This window comes from Robinsoniella sp., from assembly GCF_034124845.1.
The window spans coordinates 1-15,098 of sequence record NZ_JAWYAJ010000169.1 but is presented as its reverse complement, the minus strand read 5'-3'; the positions used below and the strand labels follow the sequence as shown (position 1 = coordinate 15,098).

16 protein-coding genes and 2 pseudogenes are annotated in these 15,098 nt (G+C 43.1%); all 18 read left to right on the top strand.

What is annotated here, in order from left to right:
• Window positions 1-211 precede the first annotated feature (211 nt).
• The 18 genes and pseudogenes from pfkA (at window position 212) to ACH2DQ_RS07980 (ending at window position 14,873) form a co-directional block, all read left to right on the top strand.
• Window positions 212-1,186 carry a 6-phosphofructokinase gene (gene pfkA / locus ACH2DQ_RS08065; protein ID WP_394911472.1) on the top strand — a complete coding sequence of 325 codons (975 nt, stop codon included), beginning with the start codon at window positions 212-214 and terminating at the stop codon, window positions 1,184-1,186.
• Between the two features lie 93 nt (window positions 1,187-1,279).
• The gene (locus ACH2DQ_RS08060) at window positions 1,280-1,927 is read left to right on the top strand and encodes a potassium channel family protein (RefSeq protein WP_394911471.1); all 648 of its coding nucleotides are present in this window, start codon (window positions 1,280-1,282) and stop codon (window positions 1,925-1,927) included.
• A 157-nt stretch (window positions 1,928-2,084) separates the two neighbouring features.
• Entirely contained in the window at window positions 2,085-2,861 is a 777-nt protein-coding gene (locus tag ACH2DQ_RS08055; protein ID WP_394911470.1) for a TrmH family RNA methyltransferase, read from the top strand.
• Window positions 2,862-3,036: 175 nt separating this feature from the next.
• A complete protein-coding gene (locus tag ACH2DQ_RS08050; protein ID WP_394911469.1) occupies window positions 3,037-4,383 on the top strand; it encodes a cell wall hydrolase in 1,347 nt (448 codons plus the stop codon).
• Between the two features lie 163 nt (window positions 4,384-4,546).
• A complete protein-coding gene (locus ACH2DQ_RS08045) occupies window positions 4,547-4,987 on the top strand; it encodes an NfeD family protein (RefSeq protein WP_394911468.1) in 441 nt (146 codons plus the stop codon).
• A gap of 3 nt (window positions 4,988-4,990) precedes the next feature.
• Window positions 4,991-5,938 carry an SPFH domain-containing protein gene (locus ACH2DQ_RS08040; protein WP_394911467.1) on the top strand — a complete coding sequence of 316 codons (948 nt, stop codon included), beginning with the start codon at window positions 4,991-4,993 and terminating at the stop codon, window positions 5,936-5,938.
• Between the two features lie 250 nt (window positions 5,939-6,188).
• Window positions 6,189-7,124 carry an ornithine carbamoyltransferase gene (argF, locus tag ACH2DQ_RS08035; protein ID WP_394911718.1) on the top strand — a complete coding sequence of 312 codons (936 nt, stop codon included), beginning with the start codon at window positions 6,189-6,191 and terminating at the stop codon, window positions 7,122-7,124.
• A gap of 89 nt (window positions 7,125-7,213) precedes the next feature.
• Entirely contained in the window at window positions 7,214-7,483 is a 270-nt protein-coding gene (locus ACH2DQ_RS08030) for a hypothetical protein (protein ID WP_394911466.1), read from the top strand.
• A gap of 26 nt (window positions 7,484-7,509) precedes the next feature.
• Entirely contained in the window at window positions 7,510-8,490 is a 981-nt protein-coding gene (locus tag ACH2DQ_RS08025; RefSeq protein WP_394911465.1) for a biotin--[acetyl-CoA-carboxylase] ligase, read from the top strand.
• Window positions 8,491-8,623: 133 nt separating this feature from the next.
• Window positions 8,624-8,959 carry a DUF6145 family protein gene (locus tag ACH2DQ_RS08020; protein WP_394911464.1) on the top strand — a complete coding sequence of 112 codons (336 nt, stop codon included), beginning with the start codon at window positions 8,624-8,626 and terminating at the stop codon, window positions 8,957-8,959.
• Window positions 8,949-9,908, top strand: coding sequence for a tRNA dihydrouridine synthase DusB (gene dusB / locus ACH2DQ_RS08015; protein WP_394911463.1), 960 nt, complete (start codon window positions 8,949-8,951; stop codon window positions 9,906-9,908). The genes ACH2DQ_RS08020 and dusB overlap by 11 nt, the downstream gene beginning before the upstream one ends.
• Window positions 9,909-10,125: 217 nt before the next feature.
• Entirely contained in the window at window positions 10,126-10,608 is a 483-nt protein-coding gene (greA, locus tag ACH2DQ_RS08010) for a transcription elongation factor GreA (RefSeq protein WP_395026281.1), read from the top strand.
• Between the two features lie 16 nt (window positions 10,609-10,624).
• A pseudogene (gene lysS, locus ACH2DQ_RS08005) lies at window positions 10,625-12,103 on the top strand (lysine--tRNA ligase); the annotation flags it as partial.
• A 245-nt stretch (window positions 12,104-12,348) separates the two neighbouring features.
• A complete protein-coding gene (locus ACH2DQ_RS08000) occupies window positions 12,349-12,621 on the top strand; it encodes a DUF6462 family protein (protein WP_025641423.1) in 273 nt (90 codons plus the stop codon).
• A pseudogene (locus tag ACH2DQ_RS07995) lies at window positions 12,618-12,815 on the top strand (DUF6462 family protein); the annotation flags it as partial. The gene ACH2DQ_RS08000 and the pseudogene ACH2DQ_RS07995, both read left to right, overlap by 4 nt.
• Before the next feature lie 75 nt (window positions 12,816-12,890).
• Complete coding sequence (locus ACH2DQ_RS07990) at window positions 12,891-13,103, top strand: DUF5348 domain-containing protein (RefSeq protein ID WP_025641487.1); 213 nt, start codon at window positions 12,891-12,893, stop codon at window positions 13,101-13,103.
• A gap of 80 nt (window positions 13,104-13,183) precedes the next feature.
• Complete coding sequence (locus ACH2DQ_RS07985) at window positions 13,184-14,257, top strand: hypothetical protein (protein WP_065543755.1); 1,074 nt, start codon at window positions 13,184-13,186, stop codon at window positions 14,255-14,257.
• Window positions 14,241-14,873: a hypothetical protein gene (locus tag ACH2DQ_RS07980; RefSeq protein ID WP_029467218.1), complete on the top strand. Its 633-nt coding sequence runs from the start codon at window positions 14,241-14,243 to the stop codon at window positions 14,871-14,873. The genes ACH2DQ_RS07985 and ACH2DQ_RS07980 overlap by 17 nt, the downstream gene beginning before the upstream one ends.
• The last annotated feature ends 225 nt before the right edge of the window (window positions 14,874-15,098 follow it).

Below are 15,098 nucleotides of genomic sequence, written 5' to 3'. Positions count from 1 at the left end.
AATCCAAAGTCTGTGCAGAGGCTGGAACGCAACTGGTCAGTGCGGATTGAAGAGCAGCTTTTACGGAAACTTGCTGAAAATTTTGGGGGGAATAACGTAAAAGTTGTAGAAAAGAGTATTGAAAAGTTGTAGAAAATGAATTAGAATGTTTAGGATGAGGAAATTGTATATAAATGAATTAAGGTGAACCTAAAATGAAGGAGGCACAAAAATGGCAAAGCAAATAGAGACAATCGGAGTGTTAACAAGTGGTGGTGATGCACCCGGAATGAACGCTGCAATTCGCGCAGTTGTACGAAGAGCAATTTCAAGCGGTAAAAAGGTAAAAGGTATTTTAAAAGGCTATAATGGTCTGTTAAATGAAGAAATTATTGACTTATCGGCACGTGATGTATCAGATACCATTTCACGGGGAGGTACGATTCTCTATACGGCACGTTGTGCTGAGTTCAGGACAGCAGAAGGACAGAAGCAGGGCGCAGAAGTCTGCAGAAAACACGGCATTGACGGATTGGTAGTTATTGGTGGAGACGGTTCTTTTGCCGGAGCACAGAAACTGGCAAATCTGGGTGTGAATACCATTGGAGTTCCGGGAACGATTGATCTTGATATTGCTTGTTCCGAGTATACGATTGGTTTTGATACCGCAGTTAATACTGCAATGCAGGCTATTGATAAAGTACGTGATACCTCTACATCCCATGAAAGATGCAGTATCATCGAGGTTATGGGACGTGGTGCGGGTTATATCGCATTGTGGTGCGGTATAGCAAATGGAGCAGAAGATATTCTAATTCCTGAAAAGTATGATTATGATGAGCAGAAACTGATCAATAATATTATAAATAACAGAAAACGCGGTAAGAAACACCATATTATCATTAATGCAGAGGGAATCGGACATTCTACCAGTATGGCGAGAAGAATTGAAGCAGCTACAGGCGTTGAGACCAGAGCGACAATTCTGGGACATATGCAGCGTGGAGGAAGCCCTACCTGTAAGGATCGTGTGTATGCATCCATGATGGGCGCTTATGCAACTGATTTATTGTGTGATGGTAAGACAAACCGTGTAGTTGGATATAAAAATGGCGACTTCACTGATTTTGATATTAATGAAGCGCTGGCAATGCAAAAAGGTATTTCAGAATTTATGTTTGAGGTAAGCAGATCTCTATCTGTATAAGATTTCAGATGTAAGAAGAAATGACATATAATAAGAAATGATGTATAAGAAGTAACAGGATATAAGTTCAGGTATAAGATAAGGAGTAACAAAATGGCAGTAAAATCCTTTGTGGTTTTTGGGTTGGGTAAGTTCGGTGTCAGCGTTGCAACTGCGCTTAGTAATAACGGATGTGAAGTGCTGGCAGTGGATATGGATCCCGATAAGGTCCAGGACATTGCAGATGAAGTAACCTATGCGGTAAGAGCGAATGTAACAGATCCGGAATTATTTAAAAGCCTGGGACTGCGCAATATGGATGGAGCGGTCGTTGCGATCTCCGGAAGTATGGAAGCAAGCGTTATGGCTACTATATTGGCGAAAGAAGCGGGAATTCCGTACATTCTGGCAAAAGCCACCAATCGTATTCATGCCACAGTTTTGGAAAAAGTGGGTGCGGATCATGTCATATCGCCGGAAAGCGAAATGGGATCCCGTGTTGCGAGAAATATGGTGTTTGGCAGATTCGTTGACACTTTTGAACTTTCTTCTACCTATAGTATGGTGGAAATGGAAATGCCGGAGTCCTGGGTAGGAAGTACTTTAAGGGAACTGGATATCCGGAATAAGTTCGGGGTAAATATCATTGCTTCAAAAGTAGGAGATCAGGTGAACGTAAATCTGGACCCGGATGAGCCTATGCGGGCAGAACAAACACTGCTTACCGTAGGCAATAACGAAAAACTGAGAAAGATAAAGTAGTAATGTGCCAGGCGGCACTAGTGCCACCTGGCGTAAATACGCCACTATATAGCACCCGCTAACTAGTTGCTCGCGGGAATAGAGAAAAGTAAATAGAATAGACAAAGATCAAAAGGCGCTGATGAAAATTAGCGCCTTTTGTCAGAACAGGAGTAGTATGATTACCAGTACATCAAATCAGCAGATTAAGAATCTGCTTCAACTTCAGAAAAAAGGAAAAGTGCGCAAAGAACAGGATGTGTTCGTAGTTGAAGGTGTTAAGATGTATCAGGAGGCACCCGAAGAACAAATAGTCAAGACCTATGTATCCAGAACATTCTATGAAAAGCCGGAAAATAAGCGGATTCTGAATGAAGAAAGACTGGAGGTGGTGGAAGACCGGGTATTTGCTGCCGCATCGGATACAAAGACGCCCCAGGGCATCCTGAGTATCGTAAAACAGTCCCACTATAACTTAAAGGAAATTCTCACATTATCTTCTGCACCCCATCTGCTGATCCTTGAGAATCTGCAGGATCCGGGGAATCTGGGAACTATCATGAGAACAGCAGAAGGTGCCGGCGTAAACGGTATCATTATGACCTCGGATACGGTAGATATCTATAATCCCAAGACAATCCGCTCAACCATGGGCTCCCTGTACCGTATGCCATTTTATTATTCGGATAATATAGAAGAAACATTAAAAGATTTAAAAGAAAAAAATTTTAAAACCTACGCAGCCCATTTAAAAGGTTCCCGTAATTATTATGAAGAAAATTATTTGGGGGGCACTGCATTTCTCATCGGTAACGAAGGAAACGGTTTAAGTGAATCACTCAGTACACAGGCGGATTGTTACGTTAAGATACCCATGTCAGGCAAGGTCGAGTCATTGAATGCGGCGATTGCAGCATCGGTACTGATGTATGAAGTGAAGCGTCAGAGGGGGTAATCCGGGATCAGATGAACAAGATATGAACACTGAATAATAAAAACTTAAGAAATAAACTTGACAAACTTCTCATATTATTGTACAATACATTCGTAACAAAATTTAATAGATTTGTAATAATTGTAATGGAATAGTAGTAAATATTTCATGCAACGCAGTTATTCAGGAGGTAAAAATGAAGGGTAGAATGAAACCTGCAATTTGCTGTACTGTATCAGCGCTTACACTTTCCATGGCAGTATCGATGGTGTCTATGGCGAAAGAAATGCCAAATGCAGGGACATCAAACATACAAGATCAGACACAAGACAGCGACTGGAATTATCGGGCGGTTGCGGATGTAACGGACGAATTATTTATCAGATCAATGGCTTCAGAGAACGGTAAAATTATTGGCTATCTGCCAAGTGCCGGCGGAGCATATGTTCTGGAAAAAGGGGATGACTGGACCAAGGTTCGTTCCGGAGAAGTGGTAGGCTACATAAAGACAGAATATCTTGCATTCGGACAGGATGCTAAGAAATTGGCTGAAGTTTATGGTACTCCGGGAGTTGAAATTTCTTGGGACGGTGTAAATATTTTTAATAATGCTGATCCTGCAGCGAAAGTTGTGGATACGGCAAACAGGGGCGAGGGTTACGAGTACACATCTAATAATGGTACTTGGGTAAATATTCAGCTGGACAATTCAAAAAGTGCGTATGTTCCGGCTGAAGATGTAAAAGAAACACTGCTTCTTGAAACCGCGGTTCCGACGGACGACTATGTAGCACCGGTAAGTGCATACAGCAATGGAAATTATTCAAGCAACGGTTCCGGACAGACAACGGACAATGCCGGAAGCTCCAATACGGGAAATAATGCTTCTCAGAATGTGAATAACGTTCCGGAGACAGAGACCACCTGGACGGGAACACCGGAGACAGAAACGACCTGGACAGAAGCGCCTCAGACAGAGGCGACCTGGACAGAAGCACCTCAGACAGAGACGACCTGGACAGAAGCGCCTCAGACAGAAACGACCTGGACAGAAGCACCTCAGACAGAGACAACCTGGACAGAAGCACCAGAGACAGAGACGACCTGGACGGAAGCACCAGCGACAGAGGCACCTGCAACGGAAGCTCCTGCAACAGAGACACCTGCAACGGATGCACCTCAGACAGAGACGAATGCAAGTTCTTCCGCAAGTGCTGATGATGTGACATTGCTGGCATCGATCATCTACTGTGAAGCTGGAAATCAGCCGAGAGATGGTAAAGTGGCAGTAGGTGCGGTAGTAATGAACCGTGTGGCTAGTTCTTCCTTTGCCGGCAACATCCGTGACGTCATTTATGAGAGCGGACAGTTTATGCCGACCTGGGACGGAAGTATGGCAAGTGCACTGGCAAATGGAGTTCCAAGTGACTGCTACGAAGCAGCACAGGCTGCCCTGAACGGAGAGAATCCGGTAGGGGGTGCATTATACTTCAATACAGGTTCCGGAAAAGGAATTAAAATTGGAGCACATCAGTTTTATTAATAAGAACCTATAAAAAAACATTAGTAAAAGGAAGCTGACATCTTTTGGTGCCGGCTTCCTTTTTATCCCTAAGGAAATATCTGAATCTTAAGTTGTATTTTCCCACTATTTATAGTAAAATATAAAGGTAACATATAAATACTCTGACAGGAGGGTAATAATTATGGAAATAGAATCTATTTGTTGGCTTGTTTTATTTATTATCCTAATTGTAATCGAACTTGCTACAATGGGTTTGACAACAATCTGGTTTGCAGGGGGATCCGTTGCAGGGTTCATTATATCGGTCCTGAATGGAAATATTATACTTCAAATCCTTGCATTTGTTATTGTCTCCGTGGTTCTTTTAGTTTTTACAAGACCGTTTGCAGTCAGATATGTTAATAAAAATCGGGCTAAGACCAATGTGGATAGTTTGATTGGCAAGAAAGCAATTGTGACCAAAGCGATTGACAATCTGCTGGGTCAGGGTCAGGCTGTGGTGAATGGACTGGAGTGGACCGCCCGCACGGATGATGACAAAGTGAAGATTGCAGAAGGGAAAACCGTAGTTATTGAACGGATCAGCGGAGTAAAATTAATTGTTAAAGAGAAGGAGAATTAAGTTATGGAAGCTAGCGTTTCATCGGTTATGGTACCTATTTTAATTATTGCGTTAATTATTATTTTATTGTTGTTAGTTGTTTCCTGCATTAAGATTGTTCCTCAGGCGCAGGCAATGGTTGTGGAACGCCTTGGCGGATATCAGGGAACCTGGTCTGTGGGATTACATTTTAAAGTACCTTTTATTGACAGAATTGCAAAGAAGGTTCTGTTAAAAGAGCAGGTTGTGGATTTTGCTCCCCAGCCGGTAATTACCAAAGATAATGTAACGATGCGGATTGATACAGTTGTATTCTTTCAGATTACAGATCCCAAGCTATTTGCATATGGGGTTGAGAATCCCATTATGGCAATTGAGAATCTGACCGCTACTACGTTACGTAATATCATAGGTGATATGGAACTGGATCAGACATTGACCTCCAGAGAAATTATTAATACAAAGATGCGTGCATCTCTTGATATCGCAACAGATCCATGGGGAATTAAAGTAAACCGCGTGGAATTAAAAAATATTATTCCTCCGGCAGCCATTCAGGATGCCATGGAAAAACAGATGAAGGCAGAACGTGAACGAAGAGAATCCATTCTGCGTGCGGAAGGTGAGAAGAAATCCACCATTCTGGTAGCAGAAGGACACAAAGAATCTTCTATCTTAGAGGCTGAGGCTGAAAAGCAGGCTGCGATCCTTCGTGCAGAGGCACAAAAGGAAAAGATGATCCGTGAAGCAGAAGGTGAAGCGGAAGCAATTATCAAAGTGCAGAAAGCGAATGCAGATGGTATCCGATTCCTTAAAGAAGCAGGAGCCGATCAGTCCGTATTAGCACTTAAGAGCTTTGAGGCATTGGAAAAAGTAGCAGATGGCCAGGCAACAAAGATTATTATTCCGTCTGAGATACAAAATGTGGCAGGGCTTGTGAAGTCCATTACGGAAGTTGCAAGGGATATTTAGCCCTACAGCCGGAACTAATATTCCGCGAAGTGTGAATCACAGCTGTAAGAAACAATTTTAAGGCATGATCTAAAATGATGAATAAGTTTAAGCATAGGCTGTGGGGATATGGCAGAAATAGTTAAAAATTCTGCTGATTCCCGCAGTTTTTTATGTTCTATAAGAGATAATATGTTGAACAAAACCGAGAACAGTGGTATGATGGAAAACAAATCACGATATTACCGAAGCGCTAAGAGGAGGAAACATGATGAATTTAAAAGGACGCAGTTTTTTAACATTAAAAGATTTCACTTCTGAAGAAATAGAATACCTGCTGGAACTGGCAGGCCAGCTTAAGGAAAGAAAGAAACGCGGTGTATTGGGAACCAGCCTGCGCGGAAAAAATGTTGCTTTGATTTTTGAAAAACCATCTACCAGAACGAGATGTGCTTTTACCATCGGATGTACCGATGAAGGAGGACATCCGGAGTACCTGGGTAAGGATGATATACAGTTAGGCCATAAGGAAAGTGTGGAAGATACCGCAAGAGTTCTGGGAAGAATGTTTGATGGTATTGAATTCCGCGGATTTAAGCATGAAACGGTTGAGAAACTGGCTGAATACGCAGGCGTACCGGTTTGGAACGGGTTGACCGATGATTATCATCCAACTCAGATTCTGGCTGATATGCTGACCATGAAGGAACATTTTGGCTATCTGAAGGGGCTTCGTTTTGTCTATTTAGGTGACGGACGCAACAATATGGCGAACAGCCTGATGATTGGCTGTGCAAAACTGGGTGTTCATTTTACCATAATCGCACCGAAAGTATTGTGGCCGAAAGAAGAACTGGTGTCATTATGTGAGGGATACGCAAAGGAATCCCAGGCAACGATAACCCTTACGGATTCAACAGACGGTGTGAAGGATGCTGACGTCCTCTATACAGATGTTTGGTGCTCTATGGGTGAAGAAGATAAAGCGGCAGAGCGGATTGCCTTGTTATCCCCATATCAGATTAACAGTGAACTCATGGGCAAAACCGGCAAAGATACCACAATCTTTATGCATTGCCTTCCAGCAGTAAAAGGAAAAGAAGTTACGGAAGAGGTATTTGAATCCGATGCATCGGTTGTGTTTGATGAGGCTGAAAATCGTATGCATACAATTAAAGCTGTTATGGTAGCAACTCTTGGTGAGTAACTATCCATGGAGGAAAGGCTTCGGCATACTTCTGGCAAGTCTGGAATATGCCGGCGCAAGCCTGCTTGCACTGTTCAAGAGGTATGAATATGAAGAAATTTGCAAATAAAAGATCTCTGGATCTTGAGGTGGCAGGGACAATAGCCAGTTTTGCCATTATTATATTAACGGTGGCAGCATTTTGGGATTATCAGTCTGGACAGCGGATATTTATTGCCGTTTTTCTCATGGGAAGTATTCTCAATGGGAGTCTCGCCGGTATGAACTGGTACCGCCGCCATATAGCGGCAGGGATTCTGTTTACCATTCTGACAATGATTTATCTGGGTGTCTGCGTGTATGCCGCACTGGCAGTTTAGAATTTAAAACAGGAGGGCAAACATTTGTGAAAAGTAAAATATTAGGTGCGCTTCGCAGTGCCGAGGACTATATTTCAGGGCAGGAACTCTGTGAAAATTTCGGAGTCACCAGAACAGCAATCTGGAAGGCTATGAACCAGCTGAAAGAGGAAGGCTATGAGATCGAGGCAGTTTCCAATAAGGGATATCGATTGAAGGGCTGCCCGGACAGCGTGAAAGAGGAAGAACTGCTCAGCCGGATAAATACGAAGTGGGCAGGGCGGCAGATTGCATATATAAAAGAAGTGGATTCCACCAATAATTATGCCAGACGTCTGGCGGAAAACGGGGCCGCCCACGGAACTCTGACGGTGACGGACTGTCAGTATGGCGGAAAAGGCAGAAGGGGTAAGTCCTGGAGTATGCCGGAAAAAAGTTCTGTGGCGATGACGTTAATCATACGCCCCCAGATGAACCCCGGGAAAGCATCCATGCTGACGCTGGTTATGGGACTGGCTGTTGCCAGGGCCGTGAACCGCATTGCAGGACTTCCGGCAAAAATTAAATGGCCGAATGATGTTGTATTAAACGGCAGAAAGATCTGCGGGATTCTAACTGAGATGAGTGCAGAGATGGAAGCAGTAAATTATATCGTAATCGGTGCAGGCATTAACGTAAATATGGATGAGGTGCCAGCGGAAATTGAACATGTGGCAACGTCACTTTCACTGGAGTGCAGCAAGAAGATTCACCGTGCAGAAGTGATACAATACTGCATGGAAGAATTTGAACGATGTTATGAAAAATTTATGCAGACACAGGATTTGTCTCTTTTGTTGGAAGAATATAATAAAGTACTTGTGAATAAAGGTAATATGGTAAAAGTATTGGAACCGGGCAATGAATACACAGGTATTTCCGAAGGAATAAACAGCCAGGGGGAATTGCTTGTCACCAAAGATAACGGAGATCAGGTATGTGTGTTTGCGGGTGAAGTATCTGTCCGGGGATTTTACGGTTATGTATAAAGTGGAATCATAAGCAGCAACCCTCGCGGCAGTCGCCAAATGACGCGCCAGCGTGTCCGTTTAGCTCGTTGCTCGCGGGAATAATTAAATTTGAAGGAATCATAATTTAGTGAACAGGTGTCAGGAGGAAACGATGTACCAGGACAAACTAGTTTTATGCGGAGCAAGCGCATATGAGCAAAAATTTTATTTAAATGAGAATTTCGCGGCTCTTCCCGACAGTATTAAAGACGAACTGAAGATTATGTGCGTCTTATATACCCAGGATGTAGGAGGTGTGATCACCCTTGAATTTGAAGAGGATGGAACGCTTTGTTTTCAAACGGAGGCACATGAATCCGATTATGCCTATGATGAGATTGGAAGCGTGCTGAAGATCAAGGAACTACAGCGGAGCAAGGAAGAATTGCTGCGCTCACTGGAGATGTATTATAAAGTATTTTTTCTTGGAGAAGACTATGAAGATTAAGATAGGCAGCGTAGAGCTGGCAAATCCATTTGTCTTAGCGCCGATGGCAGGGGTAACCGACCTGCCATTTCGCTTGCTTTGCAAAGAGCAGGGGGCAGGACTTCTGAGTATGGAAATGGTGAGTGCGAAAGCAATTTCCTTCCATAATAAGAATACAGAAAAATTAATGGAGATAGAGAATACAGAACACCCCATAGCGCTGCAGCTGTTTGGGTCAGATCCGGATATTATCAGTGAAATGGCGAAGGAAATAGAAGAAAAAGATTTTGATATTCTGGATATCAATATGGGCTGCCCGGTACCCAAAGTAGTGAATAACCAGGAAGGGTCCGCACTCATGAAAGATCCTAAGAGAGTTGCGGAGATTGTAAGTAAAACCGTAAAGGCAGTAAAAAAACCGGTTACCGTAAAGATCAGAAAAGGATTTGATCCGGAGCACGTGAATGCGGTAGAGATTGCCAGAATTATAGAAGATTGCGGTGGGGCTGCAATTGCGGTGCATGGCAGAACCAGGGAACAGTATTATTCCGGTGAAGCAGACTGGGATATCATACGGCAGGTAAAAGAGGCCGTATCAATTCCAGTTATCGGGAACGGAGATGTTACGGATCCGCTGTCGGCAGAGAAGATGATGAAAGAGACCGGATGTGACGGCGTGATGATTGGGAGAGCTGCAAGAGGAAATCCATGGATATTCAGAGACCTGGCTGCATACTTTGAAGAAGGGGTATTGCTCCCGAAACCTTCGATTCCCGAATTAAAGGAAATGATTTTAAAACACGCATCGCTTCAGCTTCAATATAAAGGAGAATATACCGGGATCAGGGAAATGCGAAAGCATGTGGCATGGTACACGGCAGGTTATCCCCATTCGGCTGCCATACGCCGATGCGTCAATGAGATTGAGAGTATGGAGCTGTTGGAAAAGATGCTGGAAGAAAAATTTTAGCTGTTGGAAGATACTGGATGGCGCTATTTTAACCTTGAGATTCTTGACAATTTGCCACTGATAGGATATAATACTGTGATTGTTACGTAAACGTATGATGCACCTCATTTTATAGAATGGGAAACAGTCCTGTAAAATGAGGTTGTTTCGTGTATGAGTGCGTTAAGGGGCTTGAAAACAAATACAAACAAATAGATGTAGGAAGGGTGCTGTAAGAATGGAAGAAAAGAAAAACTTATTAACTTATGCGGGATTAAAAAGCCTGGAAGAAGAGCTTCATGAGTTGAAGGTTGTAAATAGAAAAGAAGTTGCCGTAAAAATTAAAGAGGCAAGAGAACAGGGAGATCTTTCTGAAAATGCTGAATACGATGCAGCAAAAGACGAACAGAGAGATATCGAAGCAAGAATTGAACAGATTGAAAAAATCTTAAAAAATGCAGAAGTAATTGTAGAAGATGAAGTTGATTTAGACAAAATCAGCGTTGGATGTGCTGTAAAAGTATACGATGCTGAGTTTGAAGAAGAACTGGACTTTAAGATCGTAGGGTCTTCCGAAGCAAATAGTCTTCAGGGTAAGATTTCAAATGAGTCTCCGGTTGGAAAAGCTTTAATCGGCGCAAAAGTTGGCGATGAAGTGGTTGTGGAAACCCAGGCAGGAGATATGAAATATAAGGTTTTAGAAATACAGAGATCCATTTAATGAAGGAGGAAAGACAGTGGCTGAACAGAAGAATGTACAGGAACAGGATATTAATCAGTTGTTAAAGGTACGCCGCGAGAAGCTGGAAGAATTACAGGCAAACGGCAATAATCCTTTTGAAATTATGAAATATGATGTGGACCATCATAGCAGAGAAGTGAAAGAGAATTTTGATGAGCTGGAAGGCAAACAGGTTTCCCTGGCAGGGCGTATAATGTCTAAACGTGTGATGGGGAAAGCTTCTTTTTGCAATATTCAGGATCTGGAAGGCAATATCCAGTCTTATGTTGCAAGAGACAGCATCGGAGAAGAAGAATACAAAGCATTTAAGAAAATGGATATCGGTGATATCGTTGGCTTAAAAGGCGAAGTATTTAAAACAAAGACAGGTGAAATCTCAATCCATGCATCTGCAGTATCCCTGTTATCCAAAAGTCTTCAGATTCTGCCTGAGAAATTCCATGGACTGACCAACACGGATATCCGTTACCGTCAGAGATATGTGGATTTAATCATGAATCAGGATGTGAAGGAGACCTTTATTAAACGTTCTAAGATCATCAGCTGCATTCGTCAGTACCTGGATGGAAACGGATTCATGGAAGTGGAAACGCCGATCCTGGTTCCAAATGCAGGTGGAGCTGCTGCCAGACCTTTTGATACACATTATAATGCATTAGACGAAGATGTACATCTGAGAATTTCTCTGGAATTATATCTGAAGAGATTAATCGTAGGTGGATTAGAACGCGTTTATGAAATTGGACGAGTTTTCCGTAACGAGGGATTGGATACCAGACATAATCCGGAATTTACTTTATTAGAGCTTTATCAGGCATATACAGACTATCACGGCATGATGGATCTGTCTGAGAACCTATACCGCCATGTAGCGCAGGAAGTACTGGGCACCACATTAATTAAATATGGTGAAGTAGAGATCGACTTATCCAAGCCTTTTGAGCGCCTTACAATGGTAGAAGCAGTGAAGAAGTATGCAGGCGTGGACTTCGATGAAGTGAAGACGGAAGAAGAAGCAAAAGCATTAGCAGATAAAAAGGGCGTACATTATGAAGCAAGACATAAAAAAGGCGATATCCTGAATCTTCTCTTTGAAGAATTTGTAGAAGAACAGCTGATCCAGCCGACCTTTATCATGGACCACCCGGTTGAAGTATCTCCTCTTGCGAAGAGAATCCCTGGAAATCCGGATTATACAGAGCGTTTCGAGCTGTTCATCACAAAACGTGAAATGGCAAATGCGTTCTCCGAATTAAATGACCCAATCGACCAGCGCGGACGTTTTGAGGCACAGGAAGAATTAAAGGCACAGGGAGATGAAGAAGCCAACAGCGTGGACGAAGACTTCTTAAATGCCCTGGAACATGGTATGCCGCCTACAGGCGGAATCGGAATTGGTATTGACCGTATGGTAATGCTGCTTACTGATGCTGCTGCTATTCGTGATGTATTGCTGTTCCCGACAATGAAGACCGTCAAGGAATAAACCCAGTAAAATCAAGGGTTTCCGGCTGCTCAAATCCAAGTTGACAACAAATTGACAACAATTTTTCATATCAATACGAAGAATTGCGACGCAGAATGAATAGCTGGAGGCTGAAACGCAATACAGCACACATCGCTGAGAGAACACTTTTTGAAAGAAATTTCAAAGGTGTTCTCTTTTTTCGTTTGGTGCAACTCTCTGTCAAACAACAAATCGAATGGAGGATTCATTTTATGATTAGTGACAAGACGAAAGCCTATTATGAATTGAAAAAGCGAAATGATGTGCGGGAAAGTGCAAAAAGATTGCGCAGACAGTTTCTCCGGTATAAGGATGCGGAAATAGTTTATAGCATTACACACAAGAAGCTGTTGGAACTTGCTGGTAAAGCGGGAGCCATATATCGAATGGATGGAACCGTTCTGATTAACCGGGATATTTTTGATGAGTATCTGGAACAGTTTCATGAGCCGAGTACGTTGGTTTCACAGGAGGATAAAGAATGAGCGGAAATCTATGGATGTTTTCGGATATGTTGGACGATGAGGATGCCAAGATGATACAGCGTGAGTTCGTTACCTATTATGAAGGCGCTGATTATTACGGACTGGGCTTGAAAGTTTTTACAAGATTGGCTCATGAGGCAGGTGCAGTGTATAAGATTGGAAAGCGGGTTTTAATACGGCGAGATATTTTTGAAGAGTATCTTAGAATCTTGAGGCGCAAAGATGATGCGTCTGAGCAAGATGAAAGTATGAAAAGTGAGGATAATGATATGAGACAAGGAGCATTAACTTTAGATGCCCAGACTGGGCGAATGGACATTCGATTTGATTTGGAGGATTATTATGGAGGTCTTCAGTGTGGGGAGCGTATGGATGTCTTTATCAATGGAGACTGGAGGCCTGCCAGAATTGAAATGGGGAATGGTTGGTATTTAACTGGGATTAAGACGGACAGGCTTGAAGGATTAATTGTAAGGATTTAATTAAATTATATCGCCGGGCGGTTTCTTTAACAGGAACCGCCCTATTTTTATGCCCATAATTATGAAAGGAGGGAACCTAAGTGAAATGTTTGATGAAATACCAGTGGGTAAAGCTGCCCAGAAATTATCTTCCTGAGGGAAAGGGGATTATGGGTGCATGGGCGCGTCTGGCATCCCGTGCAGCATTTCGCAAGGGACAAGCCCTCTACTGCGGGCATATAAACGCTGTAAGCCCCGGGATGTGGTCAGGAGGCGTTGTAGGGCTAAAGAGTATTCTCGGCCTAAAAAGCCGTCAGAAAGCTCTGGAGGCGCTTCAGACACTGTCTGGCTTAGGTTATGTACAGTATACGCTTGACTCTAATACGAAAAAGCTGACCTATCAGATAACAGACTGGGTAGTGAAATGTTCCGGAGAAGAATGTATGCAGGGTGCTGTTTATGCAACGGATGGATATGGTTTTCTCTGCCTTCCTCGCAATATCACAGAACGCCTTGCGGAAAAACAATATATCTTTGAAGAAGCTGACGCTTGGATGGATCTCTGGTGCCATTCCGTGTATGAAGATCCGAACAATGCGTTTTCTTTTATGGCTCCGGTCATCCAGTATGGAAAATACGGAGCCTTACTCACGTTGGAAACCTTGGGACAGCGTTGGGGTTGGGAAAAGACGAAAGTATGGAGATTCATGAAAAAGTATGGGGATGTCTTTGCGCTATATGGTCTTCCAGGTTCCTATGGCTGTCTCATTTTTAATAAATTGTATCCGACAGGATCAGAGGTTTCAGTTCCAAACCAGGAGGAAATACAACGTATTCTTGATGAAATACGCATTTATGGCGCAGGTACGCATAAAACGGGTTCAGACCATGAGCATATGAACAAGCTCATCACATGGTACAGCCGCAGACTGACCAGAAGCAACCTGCCAGATGCAGACACACAGAACGCTGAAAATTGCGTTGCACTTTCAGACCCTATAATACGCGCGTATCTTTCTCCGTGTAGGAATTGTAAGAATTGTGGATATGACTGCCAAGGTAAAGGTTATATAACACAGGCAGTGATAGAAACGAGTAAAATCCGCGGGCCATGTGAGCCGGTGGATATCACGAAAATAGCAAAGGAGTATTTTACATATGAGCAAGCAGGATGAAAAAAAGTTGTATGAACAACAGGAAAACAGGATATTAGCGCAGTCAGACGCATTTATTTCCCTTCTTACAAAGCGAGGGATTCTTGGAGACCAAAAAATTGATGATGAGAAAGTGCGTGCTGCTCAAAAGGAGAAAAAGCGAAATGCTTATCACAATACCCAGATGCTCCTCAAGAATTACCGGAAGATGGTCTGGGTGTTTAGTTGTTACCCAGAGGAGATTTTGCAGGAGCTGGAGGCCCCGTTTGAAAGCTTTGACCGAATGGTGGACAGGCTGGATCTGGAGATGGCTATTGGGAACAAACGGATGGAGAGCCGTCTGGAGGCAGCGGCAAGGTCAAGATTGCTTCTGGATCGGTTTAACGAAGCGATGGCAGTTCTCCGCAAGGAGCCGACACGGGGCGAAAAGTTGTATCAGCTGATCTATACGGCCTATCTGGCACCAGAAAAGCTGAAACTGGAGGAGATTCTGTTTCGGCTGGACTTGTCACAGAGGCACTATTACAGGCTTCGTGAGCAGGCAATCTCCATTCTTTCCATTCGCCTGTGGTCAGCTCCAAGTGAGGATGTGGATGTATGGCTGGAGCTTCTGACGCTTTTTGAACATTTGGAATGACAAATTCAGGGTGAATAAATTGGCACAAAAATGGCATAAGTTCTGCCGATGACAGGGGAATAAAGCCGTGCTATACTTGTATCATCCCAAACTGGGATTGGGCAGACAAAGATGCCGTTTCTAAAGCTGAAATGCTTTGAGAAGCGGCATTTTTTATTGCCTAAAATCAAAAAAGGAGCTTCCTGTATAATTCAAATATAGGGAATTCCAAGAAAGAAGGTTGAG

Coding starts and splice junctions, on each gene's coding strand:
- pfkA (WP_394911472.1), top strand. CDS start 212: ATGGCAAAGCAAATAGAGACAATCGGAGTGTTAACAAGTGGTGGTGAT.
- ACH2DQ_RS08060 (WP_394911471.1), top strand. CDS start 1,280: ATGGCAGTAAAATCCTTTGTGGTTTTTGGGTTGGGTAAGTTCGGTGTC.
- ACH2DQ_RS08055 (WP_394911470.1), top strand. CDS start 2,085: ATGATTACCAGTACATCAAATCAGCAGATTAAGAATCTGCTTCAACTT.
- ACH2DQ_RS08050 (WP_394911469.1), top strand. CDS start 3,037: ATGAAGGGTAGAATGAAACCTGCAATTTGCTGTACTGTATCAGCGCTT.
- ACH2DQ_RS08045 (WP_394911468.1), top strand. CDS start 4,547: ATGGAAATAGAATCTATTTGTTGGCTTGTTTTATTTATTATCCTAATT.
- ACH2DQ_RS08040 (WP_394911467.1), top strand. CDS start 4,991: ATGGAAGCTAGCGTTTCATCGGTTATGGTACCTATTTTAATTATTGCG.
- argF (WP_394911718.1), top strand. CDS start 6,189: ATGAATTTAAAAGGACGCAGTTTTTTAACATTAAAAGATTTCACTTCT.
- ACH2DQ_RS08030 (WP_394911466.1), top strand. CDS start 7,214: ATGAAGAAATTTGCAAATAAAAGATCTCTGGATCTTGAGGTGGCAGGG.
- ACH2DQ_RS08020 (WP_394911464.1), top strand. CDS start 8,624: ATGTACCAGGACAAACTAGTTTTATGCGGAGCAAGCGCATATGAGCAA.
- dusB (WP_394911463.1), top strand. CDS start 8,949: ATGAAGATTAAGATAGGCAGCGTAGAGCTGGCAAATCCATTTGTCTTA.
- greA (WP_395026281.1), top strand. CDS start 10,126: ATGGAAGAAAAGAAAAACTTATTAACTTATGCGGGATTAAAAAGCCTG.
- ACH2DQ_RS08000 (WP_025641423.1), top strand. CDS start 12,349: ATGATTAGTGACAAGACGAAAGCCTATTATGAATTGAAAAAGCGAAAT.
- ACH2DQ_RS07990 (WP_025641487.1), top strand. CDS start 12,891: ATGAGACAAGGAGCATTAACTTTAGATGCCCAGACTGGGCGAATGGAC.
- ACH2DQ_RS07980 (WP_029467218.1), top strand. CDS start 14,241: ATGAGCAAGCAGGATGAAAAAAAGTTGTATGAACAACAGGAAAACAGG.